This is a genomic window from Neomicrococcus aestuarii, from assembly GCF_014201135.1.
GTDB classification, from domain to species: Bacteria; Actinomycetota; Actinomycetes; order Actinomycetales; family Micrococcaceae; genus Neomicrococcus; species Neomicrococcus aestuarii.
This window is the reverse complement of record NZ_JACHDR010000001.1, coordinates 1323098-1337080: the sequence shown is the minus strand read 5'-3', so window position 1 is coordinate 1337080 and position 13983 is coordinate 1323098. Positions and strand designations below refer to the sequence as shown.

Below are 13983 nucleotides of genomic sequence, written 5' to 3'. Positions count from 1 at the left end.
CGGTGAGGCAAGAGCTTAGCCCTGCGGGTACGCCACCGCGGTGCCGACCACACGCAAACGCACGCGGCTCTGCGGCAACGCGGTCTGCACATTCCAGTGGCGAATCTTCAGCGTGACTGGTTCGGGATCGCTCGGGGACGGATCCAAGCGAATGGTCACGTCCACTTCGGCGCCGAAGAAGTCCGTCTCCACCACGGTGCCGCTAATCTGCCCGTCTTCTGCCAACCGCAGCTGTTCGGGACGCAACATAATGGGCATGTCGAAAGCAGGCGCCGTCGTATTGGAATCAGCGGCAGCCGAACCCCAGCGCACCACGTCATCCGGAGCGAGCCGGCCGGGAAGCCGCACGGGAATCTGGCCCAGAACGCAGGTCGCGAGTGAGCCCTGAACCGTAGCGTTCAGGATGACCGCGTCGCCGAGGAAGCGCGCGGTGTCGAGGTCTGCGGGACGCGAATACACGTGCATGGGCTCGCCCACTTGAGCGAGTTTTCCGGCGCGCATGACCGCGAGCTGATCAGAAAATGAGAGCGCCTCGGCTTGATCGTGAGTGACCAAAAGCGTGGTGATCCCAGCCTCGGTGAGGGTGTCTCCCACGGCCTTGCGGGTGTCCTTGCGCAGCCCCGCATCCAGCGCGGAGAACGGCTCGTCGAGCAACATGAGGTCGGGGTTGCGGCTCAATGCTCGCGCCAACGCGACGCGCTGCTGCTGACCGCCGGAGAGTTCCGCGGGCGCACGGCGGGCCAGCGCGGGGTCCAGATGCACCATCTCCAACAGCTCCGCAATCCGCGATTCACGCTCGCCGCGGCTCACGCTTCGCTTGTCAATGGCGTATCCGATGTTCTCGCCCACGCTCAAATGCGGGAACAAGGCGCCATCCTGAGCCACAAATCCGATGTTGCGCAAGTGCGGCGGGACGGACGTTTTTCCGTGCACCAGCGGGCGCCCGTTCATCTCGATGTGCCCCTCGGAAGCAGTCGCGAAACCGGCGATGATGCGCAAAAGCGTGGTTTTACCCGAACCGGAGGGGCCAACAATCGTGGTGCGTGAGCCGCGCGGCAGCTCCAGATCGATGCCGTGCAGGATCTGGGTGCTTCCGAAAGATTTGCGGAGCCCGGTGATGGTCATGAGCGGTTCAGTGGTCACGCGGAGCCTTCTTTGGCGGTCGTGGATGGTTCGGCAAGATCGTGCGGGGTAGCGCCGAGCGTGGCGAGATCGTCCGGTTCTGCGATGGGCCGTGAAGTACGACGACGCCGCTCACCTCCGTCTTCTCGCAAGACTCGGTTGACCAGCAGCCAGGTGGGGAGGATCGCGAGGATCACCAAGAGGGCCGCGAACGGGGCGGCGGCCGCGTACGCGTTCACGCCCGTGTGAGTCCACAGCCGGGTGGCGAGGGTTTCAAAACCGGTGGGGCGCAGCATGAGGGTGGCCGGCAACTCTTTGACAGCAGTCAAGAGGACCGTGAGCGCACCCGAAGCGATGCCCGGAAGCGCCAGCGGGAGGGTAACCCGGCGGAACACTTGAAGTGGAGTGGAACCCAGCGAGTGGGCGGATTCGTTCACGCTTTCGGGGATCATGCCGGTGCTGCCCACAATGGGGCCGAGGGCGAGCGGCAAGAAGAGTGCGGCGTACGCGAGGACCAGAAGCCACATGGTCTGGTATAGGCCCGTGACCACCGTGATACCGAGGTAGACCACCGAGAGGCCAATGACCACGCCGGGAAGTGAGTGCGCCAAGTACACCAAGCGCTCGAGCGCGCGGGCCACTTTGGAGCGGCTTCCGGTGATGTACAGACCCAGCGGGAGTGCCAGCGCGGTGGTCACAACTGCCGCGAGACCAGCGGCAAGTGCTGAACCCAGGAACGCAGTTCCGAGTTCCTCCATGCCACCGGGGCGAGAAACGCCTTGGACGCTCCACGCGATCAACGCAATCAGAATGCCGCCCACGGCAACGGCGGGGATGCTCCAACCCAGGAGTGAAAACAGCGGCGTCCACGCTTTGAGCTTGAGGATTCCGTGACGGCGGCGAGTGCCAGGTCCTAGGCGCGCGTAGCGGGTGGAGGTCTTGCGGAAGCGTCCTTCCACCAAGAAAATCAGGGCGGTCAGCAAGAGCAAGGTGGTGGACAGGGAGATCGCTCCAAGGCGATCGAAGCCCACGTTGAAGCTCGTGAAGATGGCGCGCGTGAAGGTATCGACGCGAAGAATGGAGACGGCGCCGAAATCGCTCAACGTGTAGAGGGCTGCAAGCAATCCACCCGATGCAATGGCGGGGGCCGCTTGCGGGAGGGTGATGCGGCGGAAGACGCGCCAGCGTGAATCGCCGAGCGAACCGCCGGCTTCCTCGGTGGAGGGATCGATATCGCGCAACGCAGCACAGACCGGAAGGTACACGTACGGGTAGGTCACGAGCGTCATGACTAGCGCGGCCGCCCAGAAGCCCTGAAAGGTCTGGCCCGTGGTGATGAGATCCGTGAGGGATTTCCAGCCGAACGCGGCCACATAGCTGGGGATTGCCAGCGGTAACGCGGCCGCGACGCCCAGAGCTTTGCGGCCCCAGACTTTGGTCCGCATCACCAGAACCGCAAGGAATACACCGAGCACCAAGCACGCTGTGGTGACTAATGCAGTGAGAAGAAGCGAGGTGGAGATCAGCCGGCCCACACGCGGCGTGAGCAACTCTTCGAAAAGGTCGACGGCCGGGAACTCTGCTGTCCGAACAATGAGGTACCCCAGTGGGATCAGCGCCACCACCACGGCGACGATCGCGCCGATGGCCAGAACCGGGTGACGGCGCACCCAAGGGGCCTCCGGATGCTGGTGCGACGCACCCTTCAATTGGCGCGGCTGAGGGTCTTGCGAACGCGACAGAGCGGCAGGAGCTAGTGCTGCCTGCCGCTCGGCCTCATTGCGCGATGCTGTGATAGTTACGCCAGTCCTGCTGAAGTGATCATCTTGATGGTGGTCTCTAGGTCTTCAAGTTTATTCAGATCAACGTCAGGAGTTTCAATTTCTTCAAGTTCCGGCATACCTTCGGGGGTTGGTGCACCCTCGATGAGCGGGTACTCGAACGTGGTCTCGGCGAAGTACTTCTGGCCGTCCTCGCTCAAGAAGAAGTCGAGCAGCTGCTGGGCCTCATCATCCTTGGTGTGCTTGATGATTCCGGCGCCGGAGACGTTCACGAGGGAACCGATGTTTCCTTCGGGGAACAAGTAGTTCTTGACGTTCATCTCGGTGTAATCGATGCCCTTTTCATGAGCGATCTCGTACACGTAATAGTGGTTCACGAGGCCGAAAGGAATCTTGCCAGCGTCGATGTCTTTGACGATGTCACCGTTGCCTTCGCGGACCTCCGGGGAGTTTCCGGCGAGATCGCTCAAGTACTGTTCTGCAGCGTCATCGCCTTCAAGAACGCGCAGGGCCGTGATGAAGGACTGGAAAGAAGCGTTCGTGGGAGCAATGCCCACCTTGCCCTTGTACTCGGAGCCGTTGAGCTCTTCCACCGTCTTTGGCAGATCGGCTTCCTTGACCAGATCAGGGTTGTAAGCGAGGACGCGCGCGCGACCCGTGACGCCGACCCACTGATCTTCCGCATCGCGGTACTTTTCAGGCACCAGCTCAAGGGTCTCGGAGGAGAGCTCCTGGAAGAGGTCCTTGTTGGCGACAGCGCCAAGAGCGCCAGCGTCTTGAGCCAAGAAGAGGTCCGCAGGGGAGCGGTCTCCTTCTTCAAGAAGCTGGGCGGCCATCTGCGAGGTGTTGCCGTAGCGCACCTCCACCTCGATGCCGGTCTTGGTGGTGAACTGATCGATGAGTGGCTGGACGAGCTTCTCGTTACGTCCCGAGTATAAGACGATCTTCTGATCGCCAGCGGCGGTTCCTGCAGCGGCGGAGGAACTGGCGGCGGTGGAAGACGTGGACTGAGTGCCCGATCCAGCGCAAGCGGTGGTCATGCCCAAAGCGAGGACTGCCGCGGAGAGAGCGACTGTGCGTGCGATTTTCAAGAGGGGGTATTCCTTTACGAAATAAGAGTGGCGATTGCCATGGAGAGAAAGCAACCGTCACTAATAATGAAGTAGAAGCGGCCCTCAGCACAAGAATTTAGTTACAAAAACCTTCGGTATTTATTTGGATCTCCACTAAGGCAAGGCTTTCCTACGCGTAAAGTAGTGTCATGAAGCAGAATTTTGACGAATCGCTCATGCTCATCGATGGCGATTGCGGTATCTGCCAAGAGGCCGGCAAGATCCTGGCGCGTATCACTCACGGACGACTTCGCATCGAACCGTGGCAGTCCGTCACGCCCTTGCCACCAGGCGTGACAGCCGCACAGCTCAATGACGAAGTAGCTTTCGTAGCAAAAGACGGCCACGTCTCCTGGGGTGCGCGGGCAGTCTCTGAAGCGCTGGGCACTTCGGCGAGCTGCGTCGTCGTACTAGCCGGAAAAGCCCTGCGCGCCTTTCCGATATCTGTTGCGGCCGACGTTACGTACCGCGCCATCGCCCGCAACCGTCACCGCATTTCGAGCGCGTTGGGACTCGTGGCCTGCACCGTCCCGCGCGAAATTCAGTAGCCCGCGCGAAATTTAGTAGTTCGAGGGAGGATCCGACGCCGGGAACGACTCCTCTTCCCACTCATCCACGCGCGCATCGTCGTGATCGTGCTGAACTTGCGCCTTACGTGCGGCCACTTCGCCGTCCGTTTCAGGCGTGGTGGGGTCTTCGGGCGTCGGGGTAGGTTCGGTAGTCATGAGGCGATCCTTCAATAGGGGGTGAGCTTCTTGCTCTCATCCAACTCTCTTAAGCGGACGGCGGCAAGGGGTGGCGCGCGTTAATGTTTCTCACTGTTTCGCCGCCTACACTGTCCTCGGATGGAAGAGATCGAGTGAAAGACACAGCTCGCCTCTAATGCCCGGAACTGCAGGGCACAACGGATACTGTCGAAGGGGTAAGAATTGGTATCTCGGAGGTTCTCGTTGAAGACAGCTCATTCACTCGACCACGCGCTCAGCGCCTTTGTTCTGCGCTGGGGAATTGCTGCAACGTACGCACGATTCTTCGCAGATGTGGCGGGAGAAAGCTTCCAGCCACCCGCAGCGGACTTCACGGCCACGGGCCTGTACGCCCAAGCGCGCACCGGCGAACCCGGAGACGCGAACCTTGATGACCTCGGCGCTAGCCCCAAGGGACAGCCACGCTACATCCTGTCCGGCGCTCACTGGGACGAGCGCGCCGACACCGCCTACAACCTTGACTGGCACGTGCAAAGCGGCTCGGCCGGCTCCGAAGCACCAGAGTGGGTGCGAGTCAACCGCGACGCCGCCGATAACCGCGTCGCCGATCCCAGCACCGTCACTTGGTACAACGGCGCCACGTGGCAGACCTCGGGCCGCCGCATGGACGCCGAGCGCGCACCGCTGGCCCAGTCCCGCACGGGCGTGGCGTTGAGCCCAGTGGATACGCACGAGCCTTGGCGCGACAAGTTCTTGTCCGCCGCCGCTGCCTTCGCGAGCGACGAGCACACCGTCGCCTTCATCCAGTCCTTGATTGACCAGGCGCACCCCGGCGAGGAGCCGGTGGGGGAGCCGACCACGGTTGCGCGCTCTTGTGTGAACGCGTTGATCGCTCCCGACGCGCTGGCAAACGATCAGCTCCTCGCCGCCCACTTCCGGACGGTCGCCACGTATGTCACGGCCAAGGACGCCTCCGAAGCAGCCGTGCAGCAGGGCATCGCCAACATTCGCCGCGTCTACGCGCACCTCACGAGCGGCGTCCCCTTGGGTACCCAGGGTGGCACGGTTCCTTTTGAGTACGACGCCGCAGCTCGGCTCCTGCAACCAGCGGAAGCTCCCGCTTTAGTGCGGGTCTGGGACGCGCCGCGTTTGCAGCCGTACGTCAGCCCCCAAGACGCCGAGACGTTGGACATGGTTCGCCGCGTCATCATCGCGTGGGCGCAAGCCGCCATTGATGAAGCCGAGCGCGGCGTGGACTTCGACGAACGTCGCTTCACGTTCACACGGTTTGGTCTGACGGCGCGCACGCCGGACGGTTTTGGAACGGCCGGGCTCATTGCACTGGCACCGTCCCGCGTGGTGGTTTTCGGCTGGCACTCGGGCACGCCTTCCGGCGTGGAATCCGCCGATTTCCAGCGCTTCTTCGGCTTGAACAACAGCACCACGCGCGCCCCCAAGTGGGTGCCGCTGGGCTTCCTCGAGTGGCTGACCGAACGCCGCGCCGCCCAGCTGCAGTGGTTTGACCGCGGTCAGTGGTCCTCCGCCATCCCACAGGTCGAGGCCGCTATTCGCCCGTTCGGCGCTGCTGGTCCGGGAGGCTTCAATCTTTCTCACGTGGCTCCCGCGCTGTTGTCCTTGCGCGTTGGACAGCAAGAGGCGCCGGCTCTGACCTCCGGTGACTCGGATGAAGTGCGTGCCATGAAGGAAACCCTCGCCGCGTACCTGGCCGGAGATTCGGTGCTCTCCGTGGGCTATCACGCGTACCCTTCGCTGAACGACGACGCGACCCGCGTCCGCGGTGAAGCTCGCGCCCGTGTGTCTTCGTTGCTCCGTCAGCGCGTTCAGAGCGCCGCCGCATTGGCGGCCGTGGATCGCGTCTTGAGCGGGTCCGAAGAACCACGCTTCCAGCCAGCGTTCGTGGATCCCACCGAAGACTTGATCTCAGACGACGCTTCCGTGGATGGACAGACGTCCGCCGACGATCTCGTCGCCGGCGCTCTCTCCGAGACCGCTGTTGCGGATATTCCGGATTCCGCGTGGGACGTTGAAGCCCGTTTGGCCGAGCGTGCTCAAGAGCTGGGTCTGGTGTCCACGTTGCGGAAGACGGAAGTGGAGCGCTTGTGCCGTCAAGCCATGGGTCCGCTGTCTGGCCTCAAAGCCGACGCTCCAGTGGACGTGTTGACGCCGCATTTGAAGCGCGTGGCCTCAGACTTCGGCGCTACCGTCAACGATGATCAGGTGGCTTCGGCTATCAGCGTGCTACGCGAAGCTGCTCAGACCGTGAGCCGCTCCGTGTTGCCTCGTCCGCAGCGCTGGTAAAACCCCGCGGCCGGTAGGTCCCGGCCCTCACCCTTCTATGCGTGGTCGATTCAGCTCAAGCGCGTCCCCATCCACCCTCTATGTGCGGCCAAATTGCTACAACTCTCTGGCCCACACCACCCCGTGCGCGGCCAGTTCGCTACAACTTTTTTGAGTTTCCTTGTCGCAAAGGGTTCTCACATGGGGCGGGTTGTCGTGAAGTGGCCTCACATGGGGGTTGGCGAGCGTGGCGCGTAGCGATTGTTGCAAAAGTAGCGCGATTTTCGGCACGAGTCCGCAACACCAGCTACATGTGGCCAGTCCGACGACGCTGGGCCCGGCCCGAACGTAGCCATAGTTGCGCGGGACTTGGGTACCAAACGCGCCGGTGCCAAAAACCCACGTGTCAGAGTGCGGGCTTCAAAACACAAGTGTTAAGAAAGACCCCGCGCACTGGTGGAAATCACCAATGCGCGGGCTTTTACGGGAAAACTTGTTACTGGCTGACGCCGCCATAGGTGGTGGGACCCTGACCCCAGTCAACCGTGGTGGCACCTGACGTGGGATCTACGCCCACGACGGTTCCCTGATTGGTGACTGCGGTGACAGGAACCTGAGGTACCGGAGCAGCCGCTGGGGCTACTGGAACCACTGGCATGCTGGTGGTGTACTGATCCAGCGGAGCGAAGTCCAAAGGCAGTTCCGGAATGGAATCGGAATCGCCTACGGCTTCGGCAATAGCGTCGAAGGCCTGAATGGTGGGGAAGAGCATGCGCGCGTTCTGTGGAAGCGGCCAGCTGGAAAGCTTTGCTGCCACCATGTTGGCGCGGCGGTTGATGTAGATCATCTGACCGTGAATGCCCAAGCACAGCATGACTTCGTTGCCCTCGTAAGGGAACCAGCACTGATTGCGGTACATGCCACCCGGCATGCGGTTGTCATCCGGGCTCTGCTTGAATGCCTTGCGGGACGTGGAACCGCCCGCAAACGTGTCGGCGATCCAGCCAGCGGAAACCACTTGCTCACCCGTGAGGGATTTGCCGTGCTCCAAGAAGAGCGAGCCAAAGCGCACCATGTCTAGCAAGGATGCGTTGACGCCGCCATCAAACATGCCGGTGCCTTCTTTGTCGATGCCAATCGTGGCGTCATGCTCGGCGCCAATACGGCTCCACAACAATTCCGACATGAGTTCTGGCATCTTCTTACCGGACACGGTCTCGCACAACCAGCCCAGGGCGTCCGTCTCAATTGAGCGGTAGCGGAACGGTCCGCCGTGCTCGCCGTCCTTCTTCAGGCTCGCCAAGAACCCGTACATGGTCTTCGGCAACGAGTGATCGCGGCGCGGAGCCCAACCTATGACCTGCTCCAAGAGCCGCACTTCTGCCTGCGGATCCAAGTACTCCTCGGAGAACTTGATTCCCGATCGCATGTCCAGGATGTGGCGCACGGTGGCACCTTCGTAGCCGCAACCTTCGAGTTCTGGGATGTAGGACTCAATGGTTTTGGACAGGTCGAGCTTGCCCTGCGTGACCAGCGCGCCCACCACCATGCCCACGAGGGACTTGGAAACGGACATCAAGATGTGCGAGGTCTCGGGGTTTGCGGAACCAAAGTACTGCTCGGTGCGCAATTCGCCGTCCACCATGACTGCCCAGCCGTCGGTGTAGGAATCATCCATGACCTGACGCACGGTGGTGGGACCGCCGTACTCCGGGGAGTCGAAGGCTAGCTCGGTGAAATCGGTGAGATTCTCGGGGACCTCGGCGACGGGGCCATCGCCGCGCGAAATCTTGGCCGTAGGCAAGAAATCAGCGACGTGGCTGAACGTCCAATGCAGGTAGGGATCCTGCTGCCAGTTCTCAAGGTCCATACCTTGAGGAATGCCGTTGTGCTGCAAGTTGGGGACCATCCCGAACTTTGACGACGACGCACTTGGCAGTACTGGCAGCTGATTCACACTATCTCCGAGGTCACTTCTTTTGGGTTCTCTGGGAGTCCCAACGGCACGCCCGCAAACTCAGCCCGCATCGCGTTGATGAAGTCCTGAGCGCGGATAGTCAACGCCGTCTTGTTATCCTTGCTGGCCACTTGGAGTCGGCCCTTGGTGACAAGGATTCCCAGATCGGCACCCTTCCAGCGGTAGTCACCGGGTCCGTAGACGCGAAGGAAGAATGCCTCATTTTCGTTTTGCAGTTGGTGCCAGTCCAGCGCTGCACGCCGGAACACCAGGACTCCATTATCGTCGAAATAGTACTGGCCAGTACGAGGCGCGGCGAGAAGCTGTTCAACAATCGGGCTGGTTTCCTTGATGATCATCTGGCTCCACAGGTCTGCGGAGGCCAAACGTTCCCACCGTTCGTTGATCTCATCAACGTCAAGATCGATCTCAACATCCAAGAATTCCAGCAAGTGAAACAGGAACAACGGCACGTCGGCGTAGGCGCCAGCGGTCACGTTGGTGATGGCTGAAGCCCCGGAAATACGCGGGTTTAGCTCGCCTAGGTAGACCTCTTCGGAGTCCGTATCAATGAGCAAGTCCACCTCGAAGAAGCCGCGGTAGCCTTCCTTGCCCAGTCGGTCGCCCAAGCGGCGTACCAGCTCGGATGCCTTGCGGCGCTGTTCGCCCTCAAGCACCGTGGGGAACATCTCGTTGCCACACCAACCGCCACGGTATGGCGTGAGCTCGGCGTAGCCGGCAAGTTCGGTCATGAACGGACCCACCACAGTGCCTGAAGAAGTCAGCACAGCCTCAACCGCTACGGGGCGGTTGTTGATGCGCTTCATGACCTTGATGTCCTGGCCGACGATTTCCTTCTCATGCTTCTTCCAGTCCTCTTCGGACGAGATAAAGAAGGTGGTCTTTCCGGAGTCGCCGTAAGGAGTCTGAACAACCAGTTCCTTGCCCAGACCAGCCTTTTCGGCACGGTTCATCAGCGTCTTGTAGCTTGCAAGCTTTGTCAGGATGTTCGGCACCGAAGGAGCGCCAGCCTGATTGCCGAGCTTGGTGGTGACGATCTTGGAATCCAAGTGTTCGCGCAACGCAGCTGGCGGAAGGATGAGGTCATAGCCGAGGTCGCGGCAGATCTGTTCGGTCTGTTCGTTGAAGAACACCAAAGCGATCTTCGGGCGCGCACCGCGTGGGGTGTGGCGGCGGATGTACTGGCGAGTCTCAGGGGACTTCAGGAGCCAGTTGTTGATGGCCTCGCCGGACTCGAACTCCTCGAAAGGCTTGCGCTTCGGTGTGAACATGCGCGGGTGCGCGCCGTCCCAGGCGTCGTAGTAGCAAATGTAGGAGAAGTTGCGTACCCAACGGTCAAGGCCCAAAAGGTTGAACGGTGTGGCTCCCACGAAGAAGATCGGCGTGGAGTTGGTGCGGAAGAAGTGACGCACTTCTGACATGTTCCGCAGCGGCCGCTCGTCAAACTCTGGTGCGGCGGTGGAATATGCGGCGTCGGTACCCAGGCTCGGTTCCATCTGAGTGTTCCTTCGGTTGTAGGACTATATCCGCCGGGCGGTGACGAATAAATCGTTCATTCGTAGAGACTATTTGTTTAGGGCGCAAAGAGTTAAGAGTTTGCGCGAAAAGTAGCCGGTTATTGGGCTATGTGACACAAATGCCCATACGAGGGGTGAAGGTGAGGTTCTAGCCTCGAGCTAGCGGCTCGCCGTTCTGGTCAATCTTGACGGTCACCACATCGTTGTAGACCCGGCGCTCGGTCTCCATCAGGTTGTAATCCTTGTCCAAGACGGGGAACAAATAGACCGGCGTCATGACCAATTCGGCAGTCTGGCCCGTGCGCTTCACATCGATCTGCAAGTGACCGTAGTGCAAGCCGCCATCCTGCAGCTGCACTACACCGTTGGAATCCGTAGCCCACGTTTCAGGCTCATCTGCAGACGCGCTCCACTCGGAATGCGTGTTGAAGCGGTGGGGCACGTATTCGCCTTCATCGTTCTTGATGAGCTGTTCGCCGCGGAGTCCATCTGCTGCCACGCCCACGTCGTAGGAGTGGAAGCCCTTGCCGTCGCCGTCTTCGTCAACCCACGAACGCTCAAACATTTCGTCGTGACCGGAGATCACCGTGGAGACGCCGTACTTTTCAAACATGGGGGTGTAAGCGCGCATTGCCGTGCCGGACTGGTTGTCTGGGTAGGCATGGTTTGGCGGCGTACCGTGAACGCCGTTGGAGTAGGCGGCGTGGTGGAACTGCACCATCACAATCTGATCCTTAGCACGGGCGTCGGCTAGCTGCTCCTCAGCCCAAGCCCATTGCTCCGAATCCTTGTCCATGTTCGGCTGATCCACCTCTGCGGCCGTGCTGCCCGGGAAGATCTTCAAGTAGGAGGCGACGTACTGATCAAACGTGAACTCGCCCTGGGTGTCCGTCGAGAGGTTCGCGGAGGTCAGGTTGGTGTCATTGCCGGAGAAGACCGGGTACGTGGTGAACTTACCAACGTTCTCATCGGGACGGCCATTGGTGGAATCCAACGTGAGGATGGTCAGAGGGCCGTGGTCGGTGCGGTAGTAAGAACCCTTGTACTGGGGGTTCTCGGGGTCGCCCACTCGGTCAAAGTAGTCATGGAACTTGGCGCGAGAGATGACGGCCGGGGACTTATCGGTGGCCGATCCGTACCCGCCGTTGAGGGCAGCGTAGGTCTCCCAGTTGCCGAGAGCGGTGATGAGCGGAGTGCTGGAAGCCAACGTTCCGTGGAGGCCGGCAACGTAACCGAAGAACTCATCCCACGCCGGCTGGTAACCGGAACCTTGCGTCAGGTCGCCCGTGATCATCATCAAATCTGGGTCGGCAGCGGCAACATGCTTCATGTTTTCCTGCATCGCCGTGTCCTGATTCAGCGGGTACTTCAACGTGAATTCGCCGTAGCGAGTGGTGTTGCCGAACTTGTTGGCCCAGTCGGAACCTGCGCCCGGACGCTCTAGAGATCCGGGAGTGTAGGAGTTGGACGGGTTCAGTTCCCATTCGCGGTGTTCGGTGCGGCCGTAGGGCTCGGTCTCAGAGTCGGAGACGGCAATGACACGGAAATTCTCCCACGCAGTGGCGCTTGGGGCGGTCTTGAAGGAGCCCTTGAACTCCACTCCGTCCTGCACCACCGTGTACTGGTATTCCTTGCCAGCTTTCAGGCCATCAACGGTGACCTTGTGGCGGTAGTTGGAATTGGACTTGAGCCATGAGCCTTTCTCCAAGCCGGAGATGCTCTGGTTGAGTTCCTTCTCCGTGTACTCGGAGCGCTCCAGGTACACCGGCGAGGAGGTCAGTACCACTTTGTTGGACGCGGACTTTCCCTTGCCGCCGCCAATGCCTGGGCCGGTGACCGTCACGGTGCCAGCGGTGTTGAGTTCGGAAATCCACGTGAGATCCATGGTGTTCTGTGCGGAATTCGTCAGGTACGGGTACACGCGGAAGCCCGGCTTCGGTGCTGGCAATTCCGTGGCAGTCTTCACCGCTGCCGGAGCAGCCAGCGCGGCCGGTGCCGTAACGAATGACAGCGGCGTGATCAGAACAGCCGCGGCAAGAACAGTGGAGAGAGTGCGCTTCACGAGAAAATCTTTCGATTGCGATGCCAAAGTGAACACCCATCATTCTTGGCAAGTGAAGCAACATGTGACGCGAAGAAAAGTGAATGCCCGGTGACGTGAGCGTGAATTTTCAGCGTAGGTCTAGCTGCAGTCGCCGCGGTGTCAGGAGCAAAGCGAGGCTTATTCCCACGCAGCTGAAGAAGGCGCTCATCCACCACGTGGAGTCCCAGTGCCCCGTGCTGGTGGCCAACCACGCCATGATGGCGGGCCCAAAGACGGAGCCCATCATGTAGATCTGCTGCATGAGTCCCATGACCGCAGGCGGCGAGCCTCCTGGTGGGGTCAGTTCCACGGACAAGCGCGTTAAGGAGGACGGGATGAGGGCGCCCACGAGTGAAAACGTCACGACAGCGCAGAACTGGATCACGAAGCCACCCGGGATCCCACTCCAGTCCACGGCAAAGGTCAGGACGGACATCGCGGCCATGACGATAAACGTGGGGATCACTAGTTGAATCACGGAGAATCCGCGCTTGATCAGGCTTCCGGCGACCACCGCGCCCACGGCATTTGCGCCGCCAGCGACTGCGGTCAGGACCCCGGAGAGCCACCCGGTGATGCCTGCTTCAAGGTAGATAGTGGGCAAGAATCCAATGATGGAAATCCACTGCACCGTGTAGCAAAGGAACACGAGGCCTGCGACCCACGGCTTCCAGGAGGAGGCGGTGACGCGGATTCTTGCAAGAGCCGGTACGACGACGCCGCTTGAGTCGTGTGCCTCGCGGGGTGGATCTGCAGGGATAAATTTCAGGACGAGGCCAACGGGCAGGAGTGTCACAGCGAGCATGATGCCGTACCAGCCTTGCCAGCTCATGAAGTGCAAAGCGATGGTACTGCCGATGATTCCCGCGAACGTGGCCTGGCCCTGAAAACTCGCCCAGAACCCAATGGCCGTGTTCATGGAACTCAGCGGCGAGACCCGTCGAATGAGTGCGGGTGCCACGATTGATGCGGCCAAAAAACCGCAACCTTCCACGAACCTGGCCGCTAGAAGCCAGAGGAAAGTGGAGGACAACATACTCATGATGGTGCCCACCACAATGAGTGCAAGCCCAATGAGAACGCTGCGCCGAAGCCCATTGATTTCGGCGAACAAGGACACCAAGACCCCGCCCAGCATGCCGGAAATCTGCACCGTACCCAGAAGCAGCCCGGCATCCACCAGCGAGATGCCAAGTTGCTCTTGAATGATGGGGAGCGCGGCGGGCAGCTTCCAGATGTGCATGGCCGCCACCACGCCAGTGAAAACCACCACCACCCACGCCGCTCGCGAACGCTCAGGCGAGCCGGAGGGAACCGGAGTGGGGGACATCGAAACGGGGGCCACAAATCCTACTTAAGCTACGTCGTCGTACTAAAAAATCTAG

Annotated in this window: 10 protein-coding genes; 2 read left to right on the top strand and 8 right to left on the bottom strand. The window is 60.8% G+C overall.

The features are described 5' to 3' along the window. Window positions 1-15: 15 nt before the first annotated feature. The 3 genes from HD598_RS05870 to HD598_RS05860 all read right to left on the bottom strand — a co-directional run bounded on the left by HD598_RS05870 (window position 16) and on the right by HD598_RS05860 (window position 3994). Complete coding sequence (locus HD598_RS05870) at window positions 16-1143, bottom strand: ABC transporter ATP-binding protein (protein WP_409366175.1); 1128 nt, start codon at window positions 1141-1143, stop codon at window positions 16-18. Next, window positions 1140-2792, bottom strand: a complete 1653-nt coding sequence (locus HD598_RS05865) for an ABC transporter permease (RefSeq protein ID WP_221244602.1) — start codon at window positions 2790-2792, stop codon at window positions 1140-1142. The genes HD598_RS05870 and HD598_RS05865 overlap by 4 nt, the downstream gene beginning before the upstream one ends. A 128-nt stretch (window positions 2793-2920) precedes the next feature. Continuing rightward, window positions 2921-3994, bottom strand: a complete 1074-nt coding sequence (locus HD598_RS05860; RefSeq protein WP_260170500.1) for an iron ABC transporter substrate-binding protein — start codon at window positions 3992-3994, stop codon at window positions 2921-2923. A 170-nt stretch (window positions 3995-4164) separates the two neighbouring features. Between HD598_RS05860 and HD598_RS05855 the strand changes: the two genes are divergently transcribed. Next, window positions 4165-4563 carry a thiol-disulfide oxidoreductase DCC family protein gene (locus tag HD598_RS05855; protein WP_183664468.1) on the top strand — a complete coding sequence of 133 codons (399 nt, stop codon included), beginning with the start codon at window positions 4165-4167 and terminating at the stop codon, window positions 4561-4563. Between the two features lie 12 nt (window positions 4564-4575). Here the strand turns inward: HD598_RS05855 and HD598_RS05850 are convergent, their stop codons facing one another. Then, on the bottom strand, window positions 4576-4740 hold the full coding sequence (locus HD598_RS05850; protein ID WP_157103237.1) for a hypothetical protein: 165 nt from the start codon (window positions 4738-4740) through the stop codon (window positions 4576-4578). A 225-nt stretch (window positions 4741-4965) separates the two neighbouring features. Between HD598_RS05850 and HD598_RS05845 the strand changes: the two genes are divergently transcribed. Then, window positions 4966-7041, top strand: a complete 2076-nt coding sequence (locus tag HD598_RS05845) for a hypothetical protein (protein ID WP_183664466.1) — start codon at window positions 4966-4968, stop codon at window positions 7039-7041. Window positions 7042-7516: 475 nt separating this feature from the next. Here HD598_RS05845 and HD598_RS05840 read toward each other — a convergent pair whose 3' ends face one another. The 4 genes from HD598_RS05840 to HD598_RS05825 all read right to left on the bottom strand — a co-directional run bounded on the left by HD598_RS05840 (window position 7517) and on the right by HD598_RS05825 (window position 13943). Next, window positions 7517-8977: a serine hydrolase domain-containing protein gene (locus HD598_RS05840; protein WP_071894201.1), complete on the bottom strand. Its 1461-nt coding sequence runs from the start codon at window positions 8975-8977 to the stop codon at window positions 7517-7519. Further along, complete coding sequence (locus HD598_RS05835; protein ID WP_084637134.1) at window positions 8974-10494, bottom strand: biotin carboxylase; 1521 nt, start codon at window positions 10492-10494, stop codon at window positions 8974-8976. The genes HD598_RS05840 and HD598_RS05835 overlap by 4 nt, the downstream gene beginning before the upstream one ends. A gap of 169 nt (window positions 10495-10663) precedes the next feature. Further along, entirely contained in the window at window positions 10664-12577 is a 1914-nt protein-coding gene (locus HD598_RS05830) for a metallophosphoesterase family protein (RefSeq protein WP_183664464.1), read from the bottom strand. Between the two features lie 109 nt (window positions 12578-12686). Then, the gene (locus HD598_RS05825) at window positions 12687-13943 is read right to left on the bottom strand and encodes an MFS transporter (protein WP_311538970.1); all 1257 of its coding nucleotides are present in this window, start codon (window positions 13941-13943) and stop codon (window positions 12687-12689) included. Window positions 13944-13983 lie beyond the last annotated feature (40 nt).